23 protein-coding genes are annotated in these 23,167 nt (G+C 69.5%); 9 read left to right on the top strand and 14 right to left on the bottom strand.

Going from position 1 to position 23,167, the window contains the following annotated elements:
- Window positions 1-318: 318 nt before the first annotated feature.
- Entirely contained in the window at window positions 319-984 is a 666-nt protein-coding gene (locus tag IEY88_RS13380) for a GNAT family N-acetyltransferase (protein WP_189155012.1), read from the top strand.
- A 174-nt stretch (window positions 985-1,158) separates the two neighbouring features.
- On the opposite strand, the gene IEY88_RS13375 is transcribed toward IEY88_RS13380, so the two are convergent.
- The 5 genes from IEY88_RS13375 to IEY88_RS13355 all read right to left on the bottom strand — a co-directional run bounded on the left by IEY88_RS13375 (window position 1,159) and on the right by IEY88_RS13355 (window position 5,706).
- Entirely contained in the window at window positions 1,159-2,217 is a 1,059-nt protein-coding gene (locus IEY88_RS13375; RefSeq protein ID WP_189155011.1) for a hypothetical protein, read from the bottom strand.
- Window positions 2,214-2,717, bottom strand: a complete 504-nt coding sequence (locus IEY88_RS13370; RefSeq protein WP_189155010.1) for a SigE family RNA polymerase sigma factor — start codon at window positions 2,715-2,717, stop codon at window positions 2,214-2,216. Before IEY88_RS13370 ends, IEY88_RS13375 begins: the two co-directional genes overlap by 4 nt.
- A 348-nt stretch (window positions 2,718-3,065) precedes the next feature.
- The gene (locus IEY88_RS13365) at window positions 3,066-4,199 is read right to left on the bottom strand and encodes a Gfo/Idh/MocA family protein (protein WP_189155009.1); all 1,134 of its coding nucleotides are present in this window, start codon (window positions 4,197-4,199) and stop codon (window positions 3,066-3,068) included.
- Window positions 4,169-4,879, bottom strand: coding sequence for a ThuA domain-containing protein (locus IEY88_RS13360; protein ID WP_189155008.1), 711 nt, complete (start codon window positions 4,877-4,879; stop codon window positions 4,169-4,171). The genes IEY88_RS13365 and IEY88_RS13360 overlap by 31 nt, the downstream gene beginning before the upstream one ends.
- 161 nt (window positions 4,880-5,040) lie before the next feature.
- Window positions 5,041-5,706, bottom strand: coding sequence for a lytic polysaccharide monooxygenase auxiliary activity family 9 protein (locus IEY88_RS13355; protein ID WP_189155007.1), 666 nt, complete (start codon window positions 5,704-5,706; stop codon window positions 5,041-5,043).
- A gap of 263 nt (window positions 5,707-5,969) precedes the next feature.
- On the opposite strand from IEY88_RS13355, the gene IEY88_RS13350 reads away from it, so the two are divergent.
- A complete protein-coding gene (locus IEY88_RS13350) occupies window positions 5,970-6,719 on the top strand; it encodes a GH12 family glycosyl hydrolase domain-containing protein (protein WP_189155006.1) in 750 nt (249 codons plus the stop codon).
- A 112-nt stretch (window positions 6,720-6,831) separates the two neighbouring features.
- On the top strand, window positions 6,832-8,007 hold the full coding sequence (locus IEY88_RS13345) for a fumarylacetoacetate hydrolase family protein (protein ID WP_229693340.1): 1,176 nt from the start codon (window positions 6,832-6,834) through the stop codon (window positions 8,005-8,007).
- A 69-nt stretch (window positions 8,008-8,076) separates the two neighbouring features.
- On the opposite strand, the gene IEY88_RS13340 is transcribed toward IEY88_RS13345, so the two are convergent.
- Complete coding sequence (locus IEY88_RS13340) at window positions 8,077-8,613, bottom strand: hypothetical protein (RefSeq protein WP_229693339.1); 537 nt, start codon at window positions 8,611-8,613, stop codon at window positions 8,077-8,079.
- A gap of 63 nt (window positions 8,614-8,676) precedes the next feature.
- Window positions 8,677-9,471, bottom strand: a complete 795-nt coding sequence (locus IEY88_RS13335; RefSeq protein ID WP_189155004.1) for a DNA-formamidopyrimidine glycosylase family protein — start codon at window positions 9,469-9,471, stop codon at window positions 8,677-8,679.
- A 73-nt stretch (window positions 9,472-9,544) separates the two neighbouring features.
- Here IEY88_RS13335 and IEY88_RS13330 point away from each other — a divergent pair, with 73 nt between their 5' ends.
- Window positions 9,545-9,865 (top strand): hypothetical protein, encoded by a 321-nt coding sequence (locus IEY88_RS13330; RefSeq protein WP_189155003.1) that lies wholly within the window; start codon window positions 9,545-9,547, stop codon window positions 9,863-9,865.
- 125 nt (window positions 9,866-9,990) lie between these two features.
- Here IEY88_RS13330 and IEY88_RS13325 read toward each other — a convergent pair whose 3' ends face one another.
- From IEY88_RS13325 to IEY88_RS13305, 5 genes are all read right to left on the bottom strand, one after another.
- Window positions 9,991-11,145 (bottom strand): ROK family transcriptional regulator, encoded by a 1,155-nt coding sequence (locus IEY88_RS13325; RefSeq protein WP_229693338.1) that lies wholly within the window; start codon window positions 11,143-11,145, stop codon window positions 9,991-9,993.
- Window positions 11,146-11,227: 82 nt separating this feature from the next.
- Window positions 11,228-12,727, bottom strand: coding sequence for a glycoside hydrolase family 36 protein (locus IEY88_RS13320; RefSeq protein WP_189155001.1), 1,500 nt, complete (start codon window positions 12,725-12,727; stop codon window positions 11,228-11,230).
- A gap of 29 nt (window positions 12,728-12,756) precedes the next feature.
- The gene (locus IEY88_RS13315) at window positions 12,757-14,097 is read right to left on the bottom strand and encodes an ABC transporter substrate-binding protein (RefSeq protein ID WP_189155000.1); all 1,341 of its coding nucleotides are present in this window, start codon (window positions 14,095-14,097) and stop codon (window positions 12,757-12,759) included.
- 29 nt (window positions 14,098-14,126) lie between these two features.
- Window positions 14,127-15,077 (bottom strand): carbohydrate ABC transporter permease, encoded by a 951-nt coding sequence (locus IEY88_RS13310; protein ID WP_229693337.1) that lies wholly within the window; start codon window positions 15,075-15,077, stop codon window positions 14,127-14,129.
- Window positions 15,078-15,088: 11 nt separating this feature from the next.
- Window positions 15,089-16,042, bottom strand: coding sequence for a carbohydrate ABC transporter permease (locus tag IEY88_RS13305; protein ID WP_189154999.1), 954 nt, complete (start codon window positions 16,040-16,042; stop codon window positions 15,089-15,091).
- A 184-nt stretch (window positions 16,043-16,226) separates the two neighbouring features.
- Between IEY88_RS13305 and IEY88_RS13300 the strand changes: the two genes are divergently transcribed.
- The 3 genes from IEY88_RS13300 to IEY88_RS13290 all read left to right on the top strand — a co-directional run bounded on the left by IEY88_RS13300 (window position 16,227) and on the right by IEY88_RS13290 (window position 19,973).
- Entirely contained in the window at window positions 16,227-18,161 is a 1,935-nt protein-coding gene (locus IEY88_RS13300) for a DUF4832 domain-containing protein (protein WP_229693336.1), read from the top strand.
- A gap of 77 nt (window positions 18,162-18,238) precedes the next feature.
- The gene (locus IEY88_RS13295; protein ID WP_189154997.1) at window positions 18,239-19,462 is read left to right on the top strand and encodes a Gfo/Idh/MocA family protein; all 1,224 of its coding nucleotides are present in this window, start codon (window positions 18,239-18,241) and stop codon (window positions 19,460-19,462) included.
- A 274-nt stretch (window positions 19,463-19,736) separates the two neighbouring features.
- On the top strand, window positions 19,737-19,973 hold the full coding sequence (locus IEY88_RS13290) for a hypothetical protein (protein ID WP_189154996.1): 237 nt from the start codon (window positions 19,737-19,739) through the stop codon (window positions 19,971-19,973).
- Window positions 19,974-20,077: 104 nt separating this feature from the next.
- Here IEY88_RS13290 and IEY88_RS13285 read toward each other — a convergent pair whose 3' ends face one another.
- The gene (locus tag IEY88_RS13285) at window positions 20,078-20,938 is read right to left on the bottom strand and encodes a hypothetical protein (RefSeq protein ID WP_189154995.1); all 861 of its coding nucleotides are present in this window, start codon (window positions 20,936-20,938) and stop codon (window positions 20,078-20,080) included.
- Between the two features lie 192 nt (window positions 20,939-21,130).
- Between IEY88_RS13285 and IEY88_RS13280 the strand changes: the two genes are divergently transcribed.
- Both IEY88_RS13280 and IEY88_RS13275 read left to right on the top strand, forming a co-directional pair.
- A complete protein-coding gene (locus IEY88_RS13280) occupies window positions 21,131-21,490 on the top strand; it encodes a PadR family transcriptional regulator (RefSeq protein ID WP_229693413.1) in 360 nt (119 codons plus the stop codon).
- A gap of 43 nt (window positions 21,491-21,533) precedes the next feature.
- Window positions 21,534-22,490 (top strand): hypothetical protein, encoded by a 957-nt coding sequence (locus IEY88_RS13275; protein WP_189154993.1) that lies wholly within the window; start codon window positions 21,534-21,536, stop codon window positions 22,488-22,490.
- Between the two features lie 56 nt (window positions 22,491-22,546).
- On the opposite strand, the gene IEY88_RS13270 is transcribed toward IEY88_RS13275, so the two are convergent.
- Complete coding sequence (locus IEY88_RS13270; RefSeq protein ID WP_189154992.1) at window positions 22,547-23,104, bottom strand: fibronectin type III domain-containing protein; 558 nt, start codon at window positions 23,102-23,104, stop codon at window positions 22,547-22,549.
- Between the last annotated feature and the right edge of the window lie 63 nt (window positions 23,105-23,167).

Genomic DNA, 23,167 nt, shown 5'->3' with positions numbered 1-23,167 from the left:
CTGAGATTCCACTCATTCGGCAGCACCGCGCGTCACGTGTGACGACTTTGCCGTGCTCGACCAATGCATTCATCCGCACCTGATACAGCGGGCGGTCCGGCAACGGCACCTTCCCACTTCGCGATGGCGCGACGGAACGTTACAGACTTCGCGGGTTCTCGGGAACGATCACGGCCATCGGGATGCGCAAATTCGCAGATCGCCGCGAAATTCGCTTCAACCGAGAATAGTCCACTGCCTGCTTCCCGATCGTGTGGCCCGACATCTGGCAGGTGGTTAGAGTGTGGCGCACCTACCCACGAGGAGTCCTGGCACAACATGAACAACCGTGGTCGCGAATCCACCCCGCCGTCGATACGCCGACGCGACTGGCCAAGCGTGCCACAGGTCGATTGCCGACGAATCGTGTCGATATGGGAGGAAGCGTTCCCTCCCGAGGAACGCAGTGCGCACGACACGGTGTCCCAGCGCAACAGCACGTGGCTGTGGACGGCCCACTCGCCCGAGGGGAACCTGATCGGGTTCGCCACGGCCCTGCTCCTGCCGACGTCCGAGGCCGCTTACCTCGAATACCTCGCCGTGTCGCCGTCAGCGCGCGGCACCGGGACAGGTGCCGCGCTGCTCTCCTCGATCGGGACCGACCTCCAGGAGGAACGGTCGGCGCACGGGGTCGTGCTCGAGGTGGAGGACCCGCTCCGCACAGCAGGACGTGATCCTCTGCTGGCGCGACGAATGGCCTTCTACGCGCGGTGGGGCGCATTGCCGGTGCCGTCGTTGAACGACTACTTCATGCCCGACCTGGCGAATCCCGGCGGGCTGGTGCCGATGACCCTGCTGTGGCGCGGAATCCGCGATGATTCGATGCTCACCCCCGACGGGGTCGCGCGAGTTCTGACCGACCTCTATCACGGCTATTACGCGCACGCCGCATCAAAAGACCACCTCGAGGACATGCTGGAGCGCATAACACCCGCCGCGCCATGATCGCTTGATGGTGCGCCGCACCATTCCCGCCCACGCTGGTCAACGAATCTCAACGACCTGATCTTCGCACTTGCCGCGATTCCTCAGCGACCAAAGTGGCCGGGCCGGTGCTGTCGTCTGAACCCCCGCCAGACGACAGCACCGGCCCTCCACACACGCGTCCTCCCTGCCCGGTCAGCTCGGCAGCACGAGCCGGTTGGCGATGTCGTACAGGGCGGCCTCGGGCACCCGGCCCGCGACGACGACCGGGGCTCCCCCGATCGCGTCGAGGACCCACAACCGCTGGTAGCCGTTCTCGTCGACATGACGCGTCTCGCGGCCCTGCACGGGTTGTCCCGGTGTGCCGGCGGGTTCGCCGACGACAGCGCTGCTGACGTGGACCGTCGGCAGGACGGCGCACGTGCCCAGCGAGTAGCTCGTGCTGGTCTTCGGCGCGGCCGGGGAGCGGTCCAGGCCCTGCTGGACGTTGAAGGCGCAGATCCGCATCCCGCCGGGCAGGTCCCGCAGGCCGAACGCCGGGGTGACGGTCGTCGTGCCGGGGAACTGGATGTTCTCCGCGATCCGGCGGCCGGTGTCGACGAGTTGCTGCGCGGGCGCGGTGCTGCCGTGCTCGGCGGACACGTGCACGTACATCGAGCCGCCGTCGGGGTGCGCCACGTACAGCTCGTACCCGCCTGGCCCGGCGGACACCGAGCTCTCGACCCCGCGCTGCCCCTTGATCGTCACGGACTTGCCGGGACCCGACTTGAACATCGCCTCGTCCACGGTCACCATCCGGAACTGCTGGACGTCGACCTCCAGCACCTGGCCGTCCGCCGTGACGGTCAGCATGTACTCGCCGCCGTACAGGGGCACGTCCGGACTGGCCGCGCCGGCCCCGATGTTGATCCGCTGCGCCCGGTAGGCCACCGAGCCCGGCGGGAGCCAGCCGAGTGAGTAGGGCATCTGCAGACCCGCCGGCGCCGGGGTGGCGGGGGCCTGGCTGTCCTGGGGTCCGTTGGCGGCGGTGGCGATCGTCTGGGGCTGCTCTGCGGCATCCGGCCGGTTCAGCACCACGGCGGTGACCGCGCCGAGGGTCAGCACGGTCGCCCCGGCGGCGACCGCCAGCGGCCGGCTCAGCCCGGAGCGCCTGCTGTCGATGCGCCGGCGCGCCGCGGCGAGCACCGCGTCGCTGTCGGGCGCGCCGTGTTCGCGCGCCGTGAAGGTGTCCTTGATCAGGTTCTCTAGGTTCATCGCGTCTCCCTGGCCTCCGCCATCTGCTCGATGGCCAAGCCGTTTCGCAGTGAGGCCAATGCCTTGTGGGCGTGTGCGCGGACGGTGGCCTGGGCGCAGCCGAGCAGCCCGGCGATCTCGAAGTCGGGCAGCTGCTCGTAGTACCGCAGCACCACCACGGCCCGCTGGCGCTTGGGCAGCCGCGCCAGGCGCTGCCACATGTCCTCGCGCGCGGCGTGGTCCGACGCGAAATCGTCCGCGCGTGCCTCGTCGGGGAGGTCCCCCGACGCGATCACACGCGCAGACCAGCTATGTCGCCAGGACAGGTAGCCGTTGGTCACCATCCGCAGCACGTACCGGTCGGGGTGATCCGTGCCGCTGATCCGGGGCCAGTGCCGGTACATCTTGACCAGCACGTCCTGCACCAGATCAGCCGCCTGCTCCCGCTCGCCGGTGAGCATCGTCGCGTACCGCAGCAACCGCGGCAGTTGCGCTCGGGCGAAGTCGTCGTAGTCAGCCATCACCCTTGATGACTCACGCCGGCGGCGATCCGTTTACCGGCTTCCCGAACAAACAGGTTGATCCACTCAACGAGTCATGGAGACGAGGGGAAACACCAGCCGACGTCACAAGGGGCGATCTGTGCACAAACGCGGTCTCATCCATGCGGCGGTCTTCGCCGTGGTGGCCACCGGGGTGGCCGTCTCACCGGCAGCCGCGCACCAACCCGCTCCGGCGCCGGCGGAGGCGCCCAGGACGGTCACGCTGATCACCGGCGACAAGGTGACCGTCACCAGGAAGGACGGCTCGTGGGACGCGCGACGGCGACCGCCGCGCGGGCCCGCTGCCACACCCGGCTCTGTGCTGACTCACGCATCGCGGCATACCTCGGTCTCCTCCGCCGGTGTCCTGCGCCGCCGCCACTCGTCCACGGAGATCAGGGGCACCGGCGACGGCCGCTCCGCCGTGGTCGTCAGCTCGATCCGCTGCCCCTCGTCAGCCGCCCGGAGCACGGCGGTCATCGTCTCGAGCACGTGCAGCGCGAGCTCGCCGCCGGCGCGCGGTGTGTCGGCTGCGATGAGGTCGAGGAGGCCGATTCCCCTTCCTGCGCCCGTGTACCCAGCGCTGCGGGGAAGGGTTCGCCATCCGGTGCCACCGAGCGGGAAGAGACGGGTCTCGCCGTCGAAGTGGTTCGGGTCCGGGACCGCGAGTGTGCCGGTCTCGCCGTGCACCTCGATCGGTGCGGCGGTGGTGGCCACCCCGTCGAAACTGGTCGTGATGGTCGAGAACGCACCGTTGGCGTGTTCGAGCACGCCGGTGACGTGCGTGTCGACCTCGACCGGGACTCGCTGGCCCCTCCGTGCGCCGGATCCGATGACGCGCTCGGCGCGCAGGCGACTGGCCGCGCCGAGCACCGTGCGCACCGGGCCGAGCAGGTGGATCAGCGCGGTGATGTAGTACGGCCCCATGTCCAGCAACGGACCGCCACCCGCGGTGTAGTAGAAGTCGGGGTTGGGGTGCCAGCGTTCGTGCCCCGGCGTGACCATCACGGCCGATGCGGAGATCGGGCGTCCGATGAGCCCGTTGTCGATCGCCGCCCGCGCGGTCTGCGTACCGGTGCCGAGAACGGTGTCCGGTGCGCACCCGAGCCGGACGCCGGCCGCGGCGGCACGGTCGACGATCGCCCGGCCGTCCGGGAACGTGACGGCGAGCGGCTTCTCGACGAAGACGTTCTTGCCCGCGTCGATCGCGCGGAGGGTGATCTCGGCGTGGGCCGCGGGGACGGTGAGGTTGAGCACCGTGTCGACGTCCGCACCGCCGAACAGGCGCTCGACGCTGACCGCCTCGGTGTCCCGGAGCTCCGCCGCGATCGCGGCCGAGCGGGTGGAATCGAGATCGGCGACCGCGGTGACGTGCACCGCGGGGTGGCCACGAAGCGTGTCGAGGTAGGCGCCGGAGATGACCCCGAGACCTACGACGCCGACGCGGTGCTGGTCGCCCACGACATCCCCCTCGTGATGACGGCTCGGACGCTGGGATGCTCCAGCACGTCCAGGCTGTGCCCCGGCGTCGTCACCACGATCCTCCCCGCGCCCCACCTGCGGGTCCAGACCGCCGGACAGGTGACCGGCCGGTGCCACGGCTGCCACGGCCGGGCCGGGTGGGTCGTGGTGGCCAGCACGTCGACCAGATCGTCGTGCAGCACCCAGTACTGCTCGGTGACCAGTTCGAAGTCTTCGACGCCCGCCGTGATCGGATGCTCCCGGCCGAGCGCGGTGATGTTCACCGTGTGCGGCAGGTAGTTGTCCTCCTGCACACCCTGGCGCTCGCACGGCTCCTTGCCGGGGTGCGTGACGAACTGGCCGCCGACCAGGTGCAGGTAGTCCGCAGACGCGCGGAACGAGTCCGCGATGCCTCCGTGCCAGCCGGTGAAACCGGTACTTTCCTCGACCGCCGCGCGCAGCCCGGCCAGTTGCCCCTCGGTGATCTCCGACATCGACACGCACTGCACGACGAGGTCGGCGCGCGCCATCTCGGCAGCGTCCGCGTACACCTCGGTCGACTCCTCGACCCGCACGGCGTAGCCGTTGTCCCGCAAGAAGGGGATGAACAACTCGGTGGCTCTCACCGGCTCGTGGCCTTCCCACCCACCGCGGACCACCAAAGCCTTCGGCTGCGCCACACCCACCCCCTGGTCACTGCACATCCGGCCCCGATCAGCACAGTGCCGCGCACGCCACCGTTGGTCAAGAACGCGGGCTCGGGCACGGTTGCTCGAGCGTGTCCGGCGCCGGGATCACCGGCGCCGGACACCGGCGAAATACGGTTGGCAGGAAGGGGTTGCTAACCGAAGTTCACGTCACTGCACCACATGTACGCCTGGTCCAGGTGCGACGCCTGCCAGATCGTGAACACGACGTGGTGTCCGCGGTAGGCGCCGGAGGTCTGGACGTTGAACGTGATGTCCTTGGCAGGGGCGAACCTGCCGGTCTGCGTGATGAAGTCCAGGTTGCCCCACCCGAGTCTCTGGGTGGTCGGGTCGTACCCGTTCTTGCTGATGTAGACCCGGAAGTAGTCGGCGCCGTGACTGGCCTGGTCGTGCAGCTGCATCGAGAAGCTGCTGCCGACGCTGGTGGTCTTCCACCGGCCGGGGACGTTCAGGGAGTTGTTGCGCGAGAGGGCGTTGCTGCAGAGCTGCCCGTCAGGGGTGGCTCCCTGGAAGTTCCCGCGCAGCCCGTCCCGCAGCGCGCTCATCCAGTTCCACATGGTGTCGGCGTTGGCCTGGAAAGCCTGCCAGCACATGGGGTCCTGCTGCTGCATGGCGGGATTCGTGTGCTGGCTGCCCCACGTCTTCCAGCACTGGTAGGCGCGGGTGGCGGGGCCGACGATGGTGCCGTGTGCCGAGGCCGGCGGGGCCCAGACGAAAGTGCAGGCCAGCAGGGCGACGATGACGGCGATGACGCTCCGGCGTCTGGTGGTGGCTCCGGAGGAAGTGCCGCGTGAACGCATGGTTGAGCCTCCGTTCTCCGATGATCGAGCTTCGACGGTCGACCTGGGAGCGCTCCCAATTTCCAGGCTATCCGTCACTCTCCGAGATCACAACCATGCACGGGGTGACGAAGCGTTCGAACTGACGATGCCGACGTCAGCGCGTCGATGGAGGTCGTGCCGATTCGACGCGTGTTCGACGATCCCGCCGCCGGCAACCTGCCCTCCTGGCCGGAACTCGCTACTTTGGGAGCGCTCCCAGAACCCTGTCCCCAGGAGTCGTCATGCGAAAGACCATTCGTGCCGCCGCTGCCGTCGGCGCGCTCGTGGCGAGCACGTTCGTCGCGACCGCGGGTCCGGCCCACGCCGACGTGACCATCTGCGACCAGTACGGGTCGACCACCATCCAGGGCCGTTACGTGGTCCAGAACAACCGGTGGGGCACCTCGGCGCAACAGTGCATCAACGCCACGTCGTCCGGTTTCCAGATCACGAGGCAGGAGGGCTCGGCACCGACCAACGGGGCGCCCGTCTCGTACCCGTCGGTGTTCCTCGGCTGCCACTACACCAACTGCTCCCCCGGCTCGACCCTGCCGATGCAGGTCAGCCGGATCCGCAGTGCCACGTCGTCGATCAACTACCGTTACGCGGGCGGCACCTACAACGCCTCGTACGACATCTGGCTCGACCCCACGCCGAAGACCAACGGCGTGAACCAGATGGAGATCATGATCTGGTTCAACCGCCAGGGCTCGATCCAGCCCATCGGCAGCGTGGTCGGCACGACCACCGTCGGCGGGCGCACCTGGCAGGTGTGGCGCGGCAGCAACGGGTCCAACAACGTCATCTCCTACCTCGCCCCTTCACCGATCAACTCGTGGTCGTTCAACGTGCTCGACTTCATCAACGACGTGCGCAACCGCGGCGCGATCACGAACTCGTGGTACCTGACGAGCATCCAGGCCGGTTTCGAGCCGTGGAACGGCGGCGTCGGCCTGGCAGTCGACAACTTCTCGGCCTCCGTCAGCGGCTGAGGCCCGGCAGGCCGTGCCGATAGCGTGGAGGAGCGCGTCCTCCACGCCGGGCGGCTTCCCGGCGGTGGCGGCGCCTCGAAACTGGTCCGTGATGAGAGCAGGAAGGTCATCGATGGGGATCTCACTCGACGCCGCCACCGTTCTCCCCCAGGACTCGGCCGAAGCCACACTCGTGGCGAGGGTCTTCGATCCGTCCGCGGACGGACCTTCGGTCGTCGCGATCCGCGGCGACGAGGTCGTCGACCTGACGGCCGTGACACCGACCGTCTCGTCACTGCTGGAGCGACCGGACGCACCCGGGATCGTCCGGGATCATCCAGGCGGCACGTCGTGGCCCCTCGCGGACGTGCTGGCCGCCACGGCGAACCCCGCCGGCACCGTCCCCCGGTTCCTGGCGCCGGTCGACCTGCAGGTGCTCAAGGCCGCCGGCGTGACCTTCGTCCGCAGCATGCTCGAACGGGTCATCGAAGAGCGCGCCGACGGGGATCCCACGCGGGCCGAGGAGGTGCGCGCGAAGGTCGGCGCGATCGTCCAGGGGCACATCTCCCACCTGAGGCCGGGATCCGCGCAGGCCGCGGAGGTGAAGAGGGTTCTCCAGGCCGAAGGCCTGTGGTCGCAGTACCTGGAGGTCGGCATCGGGCCGGACCCCGAGATCTTCACCAAGGCCCCGGTGCTCTCGGCGGTGGGACTGGGGGCCGAGATAGGCGTTCTCGCCCGCTCGGCCTGGAACAACCCGGAACCCGAGCTCGTCCTGGTGGTGGACTCGCGCGGGAACCCCGTCGGCGCGACCCTCGGAAACGACGTCAACCTGCGCGACTTCGAGGGCCGCAGCGCACTTCTGCTCACCGAGGCGAAGGACAACAACGCATCCTGTGCCATCGGGCCGTTCCTCCGGCTGTTCGACGACGGGTTCACCCTGGCGGACGCCAAAGCCACCGAGATCGCCTTGGACATCACCGGCCCCGACGGCTTCGAGCTGCACGGCGCGAACCCGGTCTCCGAGATCAGCCGAGAGCTCGAGGACCTCGTGTCCCACGCCATCGGCGCTCACCACCGCTACCCCGACGGCTTCGCGTTGTTCACCGGCACGATGTTCGCTCCGACCGAGGACCGGGACCAGCCCGGCGAGGGGTTCACCCACAAGGCCGGGGACGTCGTGCGCATCTCGTCGCCACGGTTGGGCGCGCTGACCAACGTCGTGAACACGGCGGAGGACGCGGCGGACTGGACGTTCGGCATCACCGCGCTGATGCGCAACCTCGCCGCCCGCGGCCTGCTGGGCTCGTGACCGGGTGGTCATGGCGGATCAACGACGTCGACACCTGGAGGCGGTCCTGGGGAGTCCGTCGCTGCCTCGTCAGACCACAACGTCACACGTCTCGTCGTCGCCCGACGGCGGAACCCTCAGGTCCGGTGCGATGTGCGCCAGTACGACGGCGGCCTTCTCGGGTGCCAGGAAGCGCAGGCCCATGAAGTTGTCGCCCGCGTTGAACCCCGGCAACGCCCAGATCTCCTCGTACGGAATCCGCACGGGCCAGTACTTGCGGAGGCTGTAGACGTTGCTCCACAGGCATTTCGCGGGATCAGGTCGCCACAGGTGGCGTGCGAACGCCGGGTCCCGGAACGCGTGCCCGACCTCGCCGACTGCCAGCACGTGCTTGCGACCGGTGAGGAGAACGACGTCACCGGCGGTCACGCTGTCCATCCGCCTGTCGTGCTTCGCCGTGGCACCCCAGAACCGCGCCCGGCCGCTCAGGTGCAGGGCGTCCAGCCTCGCCGAGTCCGCCGAGCCCAGGCCGGCGTCCCGGAACGGCACCGCCCGCGCCAAGGTGTGCGTCCAACTCCTGCGGGCCTCGGGCGTGCCGTAGGAGGGCTGAATGAAGACCTGCACCATCGACCACACCCTACCCGCGGGCCACGGGGCGGACTTCGAGCCAGCGGGGTCGTCGGAGGCGACTCATGCCTGGCAGGCGGGGCACCACCAGGTTTCGCGACCGTGGGACGTGCGTTCGGCCGGACGGAACGCGATCGGCGTGCCACAGCGCAGACACGGACGTCGCGCCCTCCCGTACACCCAGTGCCGGGGCCGGGGCACACCGGTCGTGTTCTGCGCCGGGTTCGCGCGGACCGCGTGCCGCAACCGCTGCCGGGCGTCGGTGAGCAACACCTCGATGCCGTCGACGGACCCGGCGGCCCGCCAAGGGCTGACGCGGTGCAGGAAGAGCAGTTCCTGCGCCCACATGTTGCCCAGTCCCGCCACCCGGCGCTGGTCGAGCAGTGCCGCGACGATCACCTCGTCGCCGGCGGCCGCGACCCGCGTCGTCGCGACGGCGATGCTGTCGACGCCTCCGGTGTCCGTGCCGAGCAGGTCAGGGCCGAGGTGTCCCACCACCGCCTGCTCGTCGGAGGTCCTCAGCACGGTCAGCACCGGAAGCGCGACCCCGGCGATCGTGCGGCCGTCGTGCAGGTGCAACGCGATCCGCAGGTCGGCCATGACCCGTGCGGGCAGTCGCTTGCCCGGACGCAGCACGGACCACGAACCGGTCATCCTGAGGTGGGAGTGCACCGTCAGGCCGGCATCGGTGCGGGCCAGGAGGTGCTTGCCCCGCGCACGCCACTCGACGACGCGCTGTCCAGCCAGGTCGACGGTGGCGAAGCGGGGGTGCCGGACGTCGCTGCGGCTGATCAGCGCACCAGCGGTGGCGGTGTCGAGCCGTGCCGCGATCCGCGCCACGCTGTCACCCTCCGCCATTGCCCCATCATCACCCGCGCGGGCCGGCGCGGCAGCGTTCGTGAGACGACCCGGCCGGTGCGATCCTGATGTGATGGCCGAGCCGGAGCACACGCCAGACGGGCACTTCGTGATCATCAACGGACGGCGGTGGCGGGCCACCGACCCCGAGATTCCGACCGAGCCCGCGGCACGGCTGCGCAGCCTGCTGATGACCGCTCGCCGGGACGTCGGCGCGGCCCTGCGCGCTCAAGACGCCGAGGCGGAGCGCGACGCCCGTGGACGGGTCCAGCTCGCGAAGGTCGCTCTCGGCGAGCGCGGCACCCCGTGGTGGGAACAGACGGCGAGCCAGCGGCGGCAGCGTTGGCAGGACGGCCTGGACGCACTCGACCACCACGGCCGTCCGAACGAGTGATCCGCCGCAGCGACAGCTGAGGAGAACCTGCACGCGCCAGACCGCCGCGGCCCCTGCTCCTCGGCTCGGTCTCGCGCTCGGCGCTGGTCCGCCCTGGCCCAGAGCGGGCCCGCTACTGCGGCGCGTCAGGAGAACTGGGGTGCGACAGGTGCGGCGAGCTGGCTGCTGAGCAGCGTGTTGTCCACCTGGTCCAGAGCGAGTCGCAGCGCCCCCAGTGCGACGCCCTCGTCGCGGAGGGTCGAAGCACGCAGTTCCGGCACGCGCAGGCAGTGCTTGGCGAGTTCGCGGCGCAACGGGTCGAGGACCAGGTCGGCGGAACGGGAGAACCCGCCGCCGTAGACGACGATCTGCGGGTCGAGGGTGAGCACGAGCGCGGCGACGCCGACGGCGAGGTCGCGGATGTAGCGCTGGACGGCGGTCTTCGCCGCGCTGTCGCCCTCGCGTGCGGCCTGGAACACCCAGGCTGCGGCTTCGCCGGGTTTGGCGCCCGAGGGCACCTCCGGGTGGGCCGCGAGGTGCGCGGGTGCGTTGAGCCACCGAACGGCCTTGAGCGCTCCTATCTCCCCCGCCACGCCGCCGTGACCGCGGCGGAGGGTGCCGTCGATGATGAGGCCCGCGCCGGTGCGCAGGCCGGCGAGCAGGTACACGATGTCGTCGGCGTCCTGGGCGACGCCCTTCCAGCGTTCGGCGACCGCGGCGAGCTTGCAGTCGTTCTCCACCCGGATGGGGCAGGTGAACCGCGTCCGCAGGTGGGCGACGGGATCGGTGTCGCGCCATCCCGGCAGGTGGGTGGAGATGATGCTGCGCCCGTTCCCGTCGACCGGGCCGGTCACCCCCATGGTGATCGCCCAGACGTCGGTGACCGCCATGCCGGCTTCGCGCAGCACCTCGTCGATGGTCTCGTCCACCGCCGCGAGCCGCTCGTCGGGACCGGCGTGCGGGTCGGCCGGGCAGCGGAGGGACTGGACCAGGTTCCCCTCCAGGTCGCAGAGCATGACGAGGATCTTGTGCACGCCGACGTCGATGCCGAGCACATGTCCGGCGTTGGCGCGGAAGCGGTAGCGCCGGGCGGGCCGCCCCACCGTGCTGCTCGCCCCCGGTTCCTCCACCTCGGCCCAGCCGTCGGCCACCAGTTGCTGCACGAGGACGTCCGCCGCGGGGCGGGACAGGCCCGTCCGGCCCGCGAGTTCGGTGACGGTCGACGGCGCGGTGCCGCGCAGGGCCCACAGGACGGACAGTTGGTTCATCTCCCGCATCCGGGAGAGGTCTGTTCCGCTCATCGCCATGCTGTGCCCCTCTGGAAAGCGCGTACCACCACAGAATAATGCTACGCAGTTTACTAAGTCCGGTTCCGCGCCGGGCTCAGGCGATCGGATACACCTGCTCCGCGTCCGGGTCGACCGCCGGGCTGAAGTCGGCCTCGCGGCCGTCGAGCGAGAACCGGTAGCGGCCCAGCCTGCGGATGTCCGGCCGGTGCTCGAGGTAGCGGGTCATCGCCTCCAGTTCGTCGGGGCGCAGCCAGCCGGGCGGGTCCGAGATCGCGCGGAAGCCGCAGACGTCGGCCAGGTCGCGCAGCCAGCTCTGCTGCCGGTCGGTGAGCAGGTTGAGGCGGCTGCGGAAGTACACGACGTCCGGGTCGACTTCGAGCAGGGGCGCGTGCCACAGGCGGTGCAGGGTGTTGACGACGGCGTTGCGCGCCAACGCGTCTGAGGGATCCTGCGTGGCGTAGTGGTCCCACATCGGGGCGACGTCGGGGCCGCTGCGCAACCCGTCGACCAGGCCGAGCGAGGGCAGCAGCGGCGCGCCACTGCCCAGCAGATAGGTCTGGTCGCCTGCCGCTTCACGGATGGCGCGCAGGCCGGTCTGGTACGCCTCCTCGCGGTCCACGTCGGCGGAGCGGGAGCCCGGCGTGGTGCCGGCCTGGAGGAAGTCGAGCTTGAGGTAGGTGAACCCCCACTCGTGGGTGACGCGGTGGATGGTCTCCCGCAGGTGTTCCTGCGTCGCGCGCAGGGTGAGGTCGAGCGCCCAGTAGCCGGTCCCCCAGTTGTGGCCCGCGACGACCGGCGCTCCGGCTGCGTCGCGCAGCAGGAGTTCCGGTCGCCTGCGCGCGGTCTGGGAGCCGGGGTGGACGATGAACGGGGCGAGCCACAGACCGGGGCGCAGCCCCGCGTCCGTGATGCGGTCGGCCAGTGCCCGCATCCCGGCGGGGAACTTGCCGTTGGCGTGCCAGTCGCCGATCTGCTCCTCCCAGCCGTCGTCGATCTGGGCCACGGCGAACGGCAGGCCCCGCAGTGCGGTGATGTCCTTGGCGAGCTGGTCCTCGGTGATGTTCTCGTAGTAGGCGTACCAGCTGCACCACACGTTGCCGGCCCGTTTGGTGCTGTGCCCGAGGCGTGCGCCGAGCTGCTCCGCGTAGGCGGCGAAGACCTCGTCCTCCTCGCCGTACGCGAGCAGCCACGGGGCCCCGCCGGACTCGTACCAGCCGACGAGGGTGTCGCGGTCGGCGGCGAGCCGGGGCACGCCCAGACCCAGGGCTCCGAGGAGCAGGACCCGGCCGTCAGGTCCTTCCAGGGCCGCCACCGCCGACGAGTGGTGGCGGTTGGGGTCGTCCCACGTGGTGTCGTCCGCCGTGAGGCGCCGCTCCGCGCTGGCGATGCGCAGGGGGACGTCGGAGAGACGGCGCCACCCGCAGGGACTCCAGGAGTTGTGTCCGTGCCGGTAGAAGGGCGCATCGCCGAGTCCGTGCAGGAGCGCGACCCGGCCGGGTGGCAGCAGCAGTCCTCCGTTGACGAGACGCGGAATGGCGCTGCCCTCGAGCTCGGCCCCGAACGTGCGGCCGCCGACGGTCAGGAATTGGGCCATGGTGTCCTCGCGTGAGATGGGGCGAACGGCTACTTGAAGAGGGCGTTGACCTTGTTGTTCAGGTCCTTCAGCCCCTCGCCGGCCTGGGCGTCGCCGAGGACGACGGACTGGATGGCGTCCTGGACCATCAGGTTGAGCTCGGTGCCGTGTTCGGTGATGGGCAGCAGGAAGGTGTTCTCGGCGGCGCCGGTGAACGCCCGCACGTCACGGCCCTGGGCCTGGTGTGCGGCATCCGCCTTCGCGCTGGCACTGGTGATGGCGGGGAACACCACGGCACGCTGGGCGACCCGGTCCTGGCAGTCGGACGACCCCAGGAACTTGACCCACTTCCAGGCCTGCTCCGGATGCTTGCTGCCGGCCCAGATGGCGTCGGACAGGCCGTTGATCGGGCTCTTGCGGCCCGACGGTCCGGCAGGCAGGGGCTTGAAGGCGAACTTCTGCTTCACCTTGGCGTCGGTGAAGGTGAGGATGGTCCACGAGCCGGTGAAGGAGATCGCGCCCTTGCCCGCGAGGAGCAACTCCGAGTTGGCGACGCTGGACTGCTTGTCGAGACGGGGCGCGTACCCCTTGTCGATGAGGCGCTTGAACCAGGTGATGGTCTCGGCCAGCTTGGGGTCGTCGTACCTGTACTGGGTGCCCCAGGGGTTCTTGTCGAGGTAGCTGAACCCGTTGGCGGCGGCGAGGATTCCCCAGCCGTTCTGCCCGTTGCCGCCGTCGGCCCACTCGGGGAGGAACCCGTAGACCTGGACGTTGTTCTTGTCGAACGCGGGGTCGAGACCGTTGCGGCCGTTGGAGTCCACTGTGGCCTTGGCGATCACCTGCTCGAAAGTGCCGCCGTCGGCCGGGTTCCAGGTGAGGTCGTCCAGCTGCGCGGGGTCGACGCCCTGCTTGCCGAGCGCTTCGGTGTTGACCACCAGCGCCATCGTGTCCCAGTCCTTCGGCAGTCCGTAGCGCTTGCCGTCCTTGACCCACACGTCGCTCAGGCCCTGCTGGTAGGCGGTCAGGTCGACCTTGTCGCGCTGCACGAACGGTTCCACGTCCAGGAGCTGGTTCTGGGTGGCGAACTGCGGGTAGTAGGTGCTCTGGTTGGTCCACACGTCGGGGGCCTCACCCGAAGCGAGCTGGGTGGTGAGGTTCTGCCAGTACTGGTTCCAGGCCGTCTGCGAGATCTTGACGGTGATGTCCGGGTTCGCGGCGTGGAACGCGTCGGCGCACTCCTGGTAGGCGGGCAGCTGCCGGTCGTCCCACAGCCAGTAGTCCAGCGTCGTCGCTCCCCCGGCGCTGTCCCCGCCGCTCCCGCACGCGGCGAGGGGAACGGTGAGGGCGAGGCTGAGCAGGAGGGCGCCGGCGCGCCGTCGTGTGGATCGCATGGTGGGTCTGCCTCTCGGGTCGGTCCGGCTCACTTGATGCCGGTGAAGTTCAGGGACTCGACCAGGCGGCGGCCGAGGAAGATCAGCAGTACGAGCACGGGCAGCACGGTCAGGGTCGAACCGGCCATCAGCCCGGTCCAGTCGGGCTGGGTGTTGGGCGACTGCTGCAGGAAGATGCCGAGCGCGACGGTCAGCACCCTGGTCTCCTCGTCACGGCCGGTCAGCAACGGCCACAGGTAGTCCTTCCAGGCCCACACCGCGGTGGTCAGCCCGATGGTGAGCAACGGGCCGCGGCTCATCGGCAGCACGACGCGCCAGAACATGCCCCAGCCGCCCACACCGTCCAATGTGGCCGCTTCCTCGATCTCACGAGGGATCGACAGGAAGAACTGGCGCAGGAAGAACACCGCGAACGGGGTCATGAGCACGGTCGGGGCGACCATGCCCGCGAAGGTGTTCAGCCAGCCGAGGTTCTTCACGAGCACGAAGTTGGGCAGCAGGGTGAAGATCGGCGGCACCATGAGCGCGGCGACCAGCAGGCCGAAGACCAGGTCCCTGCCGGGAAAGCGGAGCCGGGCGAAGGCGTAGCCGGCCATCGCGCAGCACAGCGTCTGCACGACCGTGATCAGTCCGCAGTAGACGAACGAGTTGAGCAGGTAGCGCAGGAAGTCCACCTTGGCACCGGAACCGCCGGCCTCCCGCGACTCCGCCACGCTCGTCAGCCCGAGCACCCGGAGGAAGTTGATCATCGTGGGGTTGTCCGGCAGCAGGCCGACGCCGTCCGAGTACAGGTCGGCCGCGGGGGTGAGCGCGGTGCGCACCATCCAGTAGAACGGGAAGATCGTCGCCACGGCGGCCAGGGCCAGCAGGACCCAGGCAGCGATCCGGCCCAACGGGATCCGGCCCTGCGACATTCGAGCCAGCGGGCTTCGAGCCGGCGCGATCCGGCCCGGCGAGACCTGGGTGCGAGTCGGTGTCACAGGCGCTCTCCTCATGCCAGATCCGAGCGGGAAGCACGCAGGAGCCGCATCTGCACGACGGTCAGCAGCCCGAGCAGCAAGGCGAGCACCACGGCGATGGCAGAGGCGTAGCCCATGCGGAAGTTCGTGAACGCCTGCTCGTAGATGTAGTAATAGATGACCCTGGTGACGCCGCCCGGGGTGTTCCTGATGGTCACCGCCACGGTGTCGAAGATCTGGAACGAGCCGATCAGGGAGACCACCAGCACCAGGGCCAGCACCGGGCGCAGCAGCGGCAGGGTGATCCGGGTGAACATCCGCCACTCGCCGGCACCGTCCAAAGAGGCGCTCTCGTACAGGTACCGGGGGATCTGCAGCATGCCCGCGTACAGCAGCAGAGCCGTGTAGCCGGTGTAGGCCCAGGTGTTGATGCCCGCGATGGTGGGCATCGCCCACGTCGGCGACGTGAGGAAGCCGGTGGTGCCCAGTCCCACGGCGCGCAGGACGTGGTTGACGAAGCCGATGTTGGCGTCGAGCATCCACATCCACAGCAGACCCACGGTGACGTTGGGAACCAGCCAGGGCACCAGCAGCATCGCGCGCACCGCCACCGACTGGGTCAGCCGGTGCATCACCGTGGCCAGGGCGAGTGCGAGCACGGTCTGCGAGACGATGTTCAGCACCACGTAGTAGCCGGTGACCTTGAGCGCGTTCCAGAACTTGTCGTCGTTCACGAGGTCGCGGTAGTTCTCCGCGCCCACGAGGTTCGGCGGGGCCAACAGGCCGTAGTCGGTGAGCGAGTAGTAGACGCCCAGCACGGTCGGATAGGCGTAGAACAACGCGAAGCCCACCAACACCGGCGCCAGGAACAGCCACGCCACTTTGCGGTCGTCACGTCGCCGTGGTCTCGCGGCAGGCGCGCCCGCGCCGAGGAACACTTCGCGATCATCACGGTGCCGTGGTGTCGCGGTCTTGCTGGCGACCATGAACACGCCTCCGCATCAGGGCCCTCGCACCTCACCTCTTGCCAGTGGGGCGCTGTTGCTACATATTGATGAGGAATAGTGAAACTTTGTCAATCCTCAAGCGGAACTATTTGGACCCTGCAGCTCTCCTCGTCCCCCTGGAGGTCGCTCCATGTCCACAGCCACATCCAAACGCAGGAGGTTGGTGGCCGCTCTGTGTGCCGCGGCTGTCGCGTTCCTGCCCTCCGCGATGCCCGGCCTCACCCACGCCGCGGACGTGTCCGCGCAGGGCGTCCCTGACCGCCCGGCGCCGGGCCCCGCCCCGGATCCGAGCCTGCCCGCCCACGCCCTCGCCACCGCCGACGCACCGCTGGACAACCCGCTCAAGGGGTTCGCCCGCTTCCTGCAACCGGGCACCGACCCGAACGCCGGCTACCCGCTCTCGCTGACCTGGGCCTACTTCGGCCTGTCCGAGGTCATGACGGACCCGAACAACTGCTCCAGCTACAACTGGAGCATCGTGGACAACGCGCTCAACACCATCGCGGCGGCCGGCAACCACGCGGCGATCCGCCTGTACATGGAGTATCCCGGCGGCGGCACGGGCACCCACCCCGGCAACGCGATCCCCGCGTGCTTCAACGGGCAGGTCGCCATGAGGCACAACGCCTACTGGGACGTCACGAGCCCGGACTACGACAACCCGTTCCTGATGACGGGGCTCAAGAACTTCATCACCGCGTTCGGCGCGCGCTACGACGGCGACCCGCGGCTCGGTTACATCCACTTGGGACTGATCGGTCTGTGGGGTGAGTGGCACACCTGGCCCTACGACACCGACACGTCGAGCGACACCTATCCCAACTACATGCCCACCAACGCGAACGCGGCCGACATCCTCAACACCTACAACCGCGCGTTCACCCGCACCAGGCTCGAGCTGCGCTACGCGGACAACGCGGGTGGTGCGTCGAGTTCCCTGCCGCGCATCGGTTACCACGACGACTCCTTCTGCTACCGCGAAGGCGGTCAGGGCGTGACGCTGCCGGTCTCGATGGGCGGCGCACCCTGGGCCCAGTTGCAGAAGGCCCTGGAGAACGGCGTGGAGAACCGGTGGATCACGGCCTCGATGGGCGGTGAGGTCCGGCCCGAGATCCAGCCGGTCGCGTTCGCCAGCTGGCCTGGCGGCTCCGGACCCGTCGACAACATGAAGGCGTGCATCGAGCTCGAGCACACCACGTGGAAGATCAACGAGCGCAGTCTGGAGTACTCCCCTGCCGATCCCAACGTGGCCGCGGCCGTCCGGTTGATGGGCTACAACCTCACCGTCCGCAACGCCTACTTCCACAACACCGCGCAGGGCACCACCAAGGTGGGCGTGCAGATCGACAACACCGGCGTGGCCCCGTTCTACTACCCCTGGACCATGAGCCTCGGGCTGAAGGACGCAGCCGGCAACGTGGTCAGGACGTGGGACACCTCCTGGGACCTGCGGCAGGTCATGCCGACCCGCATCCGCGCCTTCCCCGACTGGCAGGTCGGCGCCGACCCCACGTACCGGGACTTCGGGTACGCGAGGTACTTCGACGCCCCGGTCGACCTGAACGGCCTGAACACCGGCAACTACCGGCTCGTCCTGAAGGCCAAGAACCCGCTGGAGACGATCAACGCCAACGCCAAGAAGCTGCGCTTCGCCAACGCGGGCCAGAACGCCGACGGGTGGCTCGACCTCGGCGGGATGACCGTCGGCGCCGGCCAGTCCGCGAGGAGCTACGAGGCCGAGGCCTCGGGCAACACCCTGGCGGGAGGCGCCGTCACCGGTGCGTGCGGCGGATGTTCGGGCGGCACCAAGGTCGGCTACATCGGCAACGCCGGCACCCTCAGGTTCAACAACGTCGACGGGGGCACCGGCGGTACGCGCACCGTGACGCTGCACTACGCCAGCCAGGAGTCCCGTTCCGCCAGGATCCAGGCCAACGGTTCGGCCGCGCAGACCGTCAGCTTCCCGTCCACCCCGGACTGGGTCACCCCGCGGACCACCACCGTGACGGTGACCCTGCGCGCCGGGCAGGGGAACACCGTCACCATCTCGAACCCGTCCGGCTGGGCACCGGACATCGACAGGATCACCGTGAGCTGACCACGGGCGGCCCGGGGTGCCTGCGCCTCGGGCCGCCTTTCCCACTCCACCACCAGCGCCGCGCGGAAGGCTTCTCCATGACCGTCACCACCCACCGCGACCTCCGTCTCGGCGTCCTCGGCTTCGGGCTTCGCGGCTCGATCGCCCGCACCGCCCACCGCCCCGGCGCGGGCAGCCGGGTCATCGCACTCGCCGAGCACGACGCGGCCGCGCGGGCGGAAGCCGACAAAGCCTTCCCCGGAGCGCTGATCACCGCTGACCACCGGGAGGTCATCGAGTCCCCGCACGTGAACGCGGTCGTCGTGCTCACCCCCGACCACACCCACGCCGATCTCGCCTGCCTGGCCCTCAAAGCGGGCAAGCCCGTCTTCGTCGAGAAGCCCCTCGACATCTCGATCGAGCGGTGCGACGAACTGCTGCGCACCGCCTACGAGACCGGCAGCCGCCTCTACGTCGGGCACAACATGCGGCACATGCCGGTGGTCCGCCTGATGCGCGACATCATCACGCGAGGTGAGATCGGACAGGTCAAATCGGTGTGGGTGCGGCACTTCGTCGGATCCGGCGGCGACTTCTACTTCAAGGACTGGCACGCCGAACGCCGTTACACCAACGGCCTGCTGCTGCAGAAGGCCAGCCACGACCTCGATGTCCTGCACTGGCTCGCGAACGGCTACACCCGGCAGGTGCAGGCGTTCGGAGACCTGATGGTCTACGGCGACAACCCGCACCGCCGCGCCCCTGGCGAGCCCAAGCACGCCGACTGGCACAACGAGGACGGCAACTGGCCGCCGCACACCCAGCGCGGACTGAACCCCGACATCGACGTCGAGGACGTGTCAGTGGTGAACCTGCGCCTGGACAACGGAGTGCTGGCCGCCTACCAGCAGTGCCACTTCACCCCCGACTACTGGCGCAACTACACCGTCATCGGTGACGCCGGCCGCCTGGAGAACTTCGGCGACGGACCCGGCGCGGTGGTGAAGGTCTGGAACTCCCGCCGTTCCGCCTACCGCGAGCGAGCCGACGCCGAGTACCCCGTGCCGGACGCCGAGGACGACGGGCACGGTGGCGCCGATCCGCTCCTCGTGGACGAGTTCCTGCGGTTCGCGCGCGAAGGAGGCGTCACCGACACCTCACCCGTCGCCGCGCGGATGGCCGTCGCGGCCGGGGTGCGGGCCACCGAGTCGCTCCGCACCGGAGGCATGCCGCGTGAGGTGCAGGGCCTGGACCCGGAGCTGGTCTCGTACTTCGAGAGCGGGCAGGACCCGTTGGCGCGGTTGGAGGTCAGGCCCGCGTGACGGTCACGGTGGAGCCGCGCCGGTGGCCGGTTCCGCGGAACCTCACGCCCGCACGTGAGCCCGACTCGATCAAGCGGTAGCCGTGCTGGACGGGCCTCCACGTCCACTTGGCACCACGGCCCACCCGTCAACGTGTCTCCTGCGTAGCGAAGTCGCGTTCATGCTGAGAGCGGGCACCTGCTTGGTGTCCGCTCTCAGCATGCAGCTTGTCGGCTAGCTCCCTTCACCCGTCCAGCCCAGTGCGCAAGCGTGGTGGACGAGCGCAGGATGGCCGATGAACCACGAGGTCGGGAGTGAGCTGATGAGCCGGTTCGTGAACGACATCCGCGATGCCATCAGTCGCGGTGATCTGCCGAGAAGGTTCCGCCCGAACGACGTGCGTCGTGCGTGTCCCGGCTGGGCTGATCGCACCTACGGCGTGTTCCTGCCGAAACACCGTCGCGGCAATCCCGGCGAGTACACCGCCTACTTCGAGCGCCATGGCGACGGCAGATACAGCCTCATCCCCTGAGTGTCCTGCGTCCACGTGACGGTCGCGCCAGCCGGGAAACTCCCCAACGAGCAACAACGCGATCTGCGTCGCACCGCCCTCAACGGTTCAAGGGCGTTGACGCCTCACGCCCGCGTGACGGTCACGGCAGGGGTGCGCTCTTTCTGCCGGGGATTCGCCGAGTAATGGGCGACGGCGATCGCTCCGGCGATCGCCAGCACGAACCCGATGACCGCGGCGGTCACGTACCCGTCGCGGACGTGATCGCCGAGGTAGACGAGTCCGACGAACGACGAGAGCGCCGTGTTGGTGGTGAACATGACCGCGGTGACCCCGGTCGGGCCGCCCCTTTGCAGCGCCATCGCGAACAGCACCGCCGCGGTGACTCCGTTGAGGACGATCGCCCAGGCCGCGGGTTCCAGGACGAGTCGCCACAGAGCGTCCGGGAGGTGGAGCGTTCGTGCCGAGATGCCGACGACGCTGTAGGCGACACCGGAGCCGAACGCCAGTGCCACCGTCGCCCGGACCTGGCCGTGGCGCCTGGCGTAGACGGCGATCGCGGCCACCGGAACCGCCACGCCCACGAGGACCCAGCGCCACTGCGGTGGGAGGGCCTGCGCGCGGCCCGGCTCCGCGGACACGCCCAGCAGGACCAGGCCGATCGCGCCGACGAGCAGCGCGCCCCATCCCGGTGCACGCAGGCGCGCGCCCATGAAGGCGCTGATCATGGCGGTCACGCCGACGCTGAACGCGAGCATCGACTGCACGAGGAACAACGGCAGCCGGTGCAGTGCCGCGGAGGCGCAGGCGAATCCCAGCAGGTTCACACCGAGACCGAGGAAGTAGAGCCACTGGCGTCGCAGAGCGATGAGATCGAGAGAACGTCCGCCGTACGCGCCCGCGCGGCGGACACCTACGGACTCCAGGATCGAACCGCTGCCTGACGCCAGGGTCGCCAGGCCGGCGAGGAGGTAACCCAGAGCCATTCGTCCATTGTGTCAGCCGGTGGTCGTCGACCTTTCAACGTCCCCACTGAAAGGCGGCTGATCCAGCAGCGCTCGAGCACCTGGTCAACGCAAGGTCAGCGATCGGCTACTCAGTGTGGAATGCACAACGCCGGGCTTTGCCATAGGTCGGTTGACGATATATGTCGGGCACTGTAACTTCACGGCGTGCCGATGCCGCTGCGTGAACCCACCTTCTTCATCCTCACCTCGCTGACGACCCAACCGCTGCACGGCTACGGCATCGTCCAAGCCGTCGCGGCGCTCTCGGGCGACCGCGTCCGCCTGCAGGCGGGCACGTTGTACGGCGCGCTCGACCGGCTCAAGGACGACGGCTGGATCGAGCTCGACCGCGAAGAGGTCGTCGACGGCCGCCTGCGCCGCTACTACCGGCTCACCGACACCGGCGCCGAGGTCCTCGCGGGCGAGACCGCACGACTGCGCGCCAACGCCGACACCGCCGCGGCGGCACTGCGCGCCCGCGCCGACCGCGGACTCGGCTTCGGCACCAATCCCGCCACCGGCCTGGCCTGACCCACCCCAGAACCCCACCTCAGAGCCCCGAAGGAGCCCGTTCGTGACCCTCAGCGACCCCGCGTCCCGCCTGGAACACGCCTACCGAAGACTGCTCCGCTGGTACCCCGCCGGCTACCGCGCCGAACGCGAGCAGGAGATGCTGGGCACCCTGTGCGAGATGGCGGAGCCAGGCCAGACCCGGCCCACGGCACGGGAACGGGCCAGCCTGCTCGGCGGCGCCGTCCGAGCCCACGCGCGCGAGGCGGGCGACGGCATCCGAGGCGCGACCGCCGCGGCCACGGTCCCGGTCGCGGCCCTGGTGACCGGCTACCTCGTCGCGCTCTGGGCCCTGACCGCCCTCGACGGCACGGGCCTGACCGAGTCCGTGGAAATCGGCTCTGTGCTGGACCACCTGGCGCTCGCGATCATCACGTCGTTCTGGCTGGGTGTCGTGGTGTCGGTACTGCTCGGCCACACCCGGTCAGTCAGGGTCTTCGCGGTCGCGGCGGGCCTCACCGCGGCGTCCACGCCCTACGCGAGCGCCCACCTGACCGTGGCGGTCGGTGCCCTGCTCGTGCTGGTCGCGCCTTCCCTCCGGCCCGACCGGGGCGAACTGCGGAACGCCGGACGTCTCGCCGCGCTCGTCACCCCGGTGTCGGTGGTCTTCGCGGTGGCCACCTTCGCGGTGTCGGTGCCCGCCGGCAGCAGGCAGCCCTACTCGATGCACCTCGACGCGCAGTCGCTCCAGATCGGCATGGCCGTCGCGCTCGTCGTCGCCGTCGTCCTGGTCCTGCGCCGCACGGGGGCGCGTGGCCTGCTCACCGGCCTGGTGATCGCGAGCGCGGCCACCTACACGCTCATGCCGATCCACGACCTCCTGCCGCGGGGCACGTTCCTGGCCGCGACGGTCCTGTACGGACTCCTCCCGGTCGTCGCGAAAGCGGCCGTGGCGTTCACGGCGGCGACCACGGCTCTCAATCACCTTCGCCGCGTTCTCCGCCGGCCGCGGACCGCCTGACGTCGCGGGAGAGGTGGGGTCCGCACGGCACGGACCCCCACCCCGATCACCAGTGACTACCGCCGCCCAGCCGGACCCCCAAGAAGTAGGAGTTGGCCAGTGCGTAGCAGTCCGACTGGTGCGACGACACCCTCGAAGCTGTAGTCGGCGTACGGACCCGGGTTGTTCTTGGCCGCGAAGAACCTTTGCTGCGACGCGGCGTTGGGCTCCGTCAGACTCAGGTAGAACTGCGCCCTGGTCGCCTTGACGTTCGCACCGGCCACATTGGACACACTGCTGGCGCCCGCCCGTTCGGCGACCACGCGGAACTGCAGGTGCTGCCCCGGCGAGTACCAGGCCGTGTCGATCCGGTACGACTGGTCGCACAGGCCGATCGAGTGCCAGATCGGGTAGGGGCGCCTGGTCCACCCGGTCCCCCTGTTCTCCTCGATCCACAGCGCCGCCGGCTGCGACTCGAGCGAACAGGCCCAGGAGAGCCAGATGGTTCCCGGCTCGGCGCCCGCCCTGATCGTCGGCGGGATCGGTGGTGCTCCCACCGGCTTCGCGGACACCGTGCCGGAGAACCCGCTCTGCCCGGCCTGGTTCGCCGCTGTCACCTTGAACTCACAACGCACGTGCCGGGCAGTGTCGTCAGGCCGTTTGCCAATGGCACGAACGATCGAGTTTCTGTCCCGCGC

This window comes from Lentzea pudingi (assembly GCF_014646255.1).
In the GTDB taxonomy this organism is placed as follows: Bacteria; Actinomycetota; Actinomycetes; order Mycobacteriales; family Pseudonocardiaceae; genus Lentzea; species Lentzea pudingi.
Note: the sequence above shows the minus strand (reverse complement) of the source record. Positions and strands in the feature narration are given on the sequence as shown.

Bases quoted from the DNA above. Each gene is read 5' to 3' on its own strand.
- IEY88_RS13380 (WP_189155012.1), top strand. From the start codon at position 319: ATGAACAACCGTGGTCGCGAATCCACCCCGCCGTCGATACGCCGACGC.
- IEY88_RS13375 (WP_189155011.1), bottom strand. From the start codon at position 2,217: ATGAACCTAGAGAACCTGATCAAGGACACCTTCACGGCGCGCGAACAC.
- IEY88_RS13370 (WP_189155010.1), bottom strand. From the start codon at position 2,717: ATGGCTGACTACGACGACTTCGCCCGAGCGCAACTGCCGCGGTTGCTG.
- IEY88_RS13355 (WP_189155007.1), bottom strand. From the start codon at position 5,706: ATGCGTTCACGCGGCACTTCCTCCGGAGCCACCACCAGACGCCGGAGC.
- IEY88_RS13350 (WP_189155006.1), top strand. From the start codon at position 5,970: ATGCGAAAGACCATTCGTGCCGCCGCTGCCGTCGGCGCGCTCGTGGCG.
- IEY88_RS13345 (WP_229693340.1), top strand. From the start codon at position 6,832: ATGGGGATCTCACTCGACGCCGCCACCGTTCTCCCCCAGGACTCGGCC.
- IEY88_RS13340 (WP_229693339.1), bottom strand. From the start codon at position 8,613: ATGGTGCAGGTCTTCATTCAGCCCTCCTACGGCACGCCCGAGGCCCGC.
- IEY88_RS13335 (WP_189155004.1), bottom strand. From the start codon at position 9,471: ATGGCGGAGGGTGACAGCGTGGCGCGGATCGCGGCACGGCTCGACACC.
- IEY88_RS13330 (WP_189155003.1), top strand. From the start codon at position 9,545: ATGGCCGAGCCGGAGCACACGCCAGACGGGCACTTCGTGATCATCAAC.
- IEY88_RS13325 (WP_229693338.1), bottom strand. From the start codon at position 11,145: ATGAGCGGAACAGACCTCTCCCGGATGCGGGAGATGAACCAACTGTCC.
- IEY88_RS13320 (WP_189155001.1), bottom strand. From the start codon at position 12,727: ATGGCCCAATTCCTGACCGTCGGCGGCCGCACGTTCGGGGCCGAGCTC.
- IEY88_RS13315 (WP_189155000.1), bottom strand. From the start codon at position 14,097: ATGCGATCCACACGACGGCGCGCCGGCGCCCTCCTGCTCAGCCTCGCC.
- IEY88_RS13305 (WP_189154999.1), bottom strand. From the start codon at position 16,042: ATGGTCGCCAGCAAGACCGCGACACCACGGCACCGTGATGATCGCGAA.
- IEY88_RS13295 (WP_189154997.1), top strand. From the start codon at position 18,239: ATGACCGTCACCACCCACCGCGACCTCCGTCTCGGCGTCCTCGGCTTC.
- IEY88_RS13290 (WP_189154996.1), top strand. From the start codon at position 19,737: ATGAACCACGAGGTCGGGAGTGAGCTGATGAGCCGGTTCGTGAACGAC.
- IEY88_RS13285 (WP_189154995.1), bottom strand. From the start codon at position 20,938: ATGGCTCTGGGTTACCTCCTCGCCGGCCTGGCGACCCTGGCGTCAGGC.
- IEY88_RS13280 (WP_229693413.1), top strand. From the start codon at position 21,131: ATGCCGCTGCGTGAACCCACCTTCTTCATCCTCACCTCGCTGACGACC.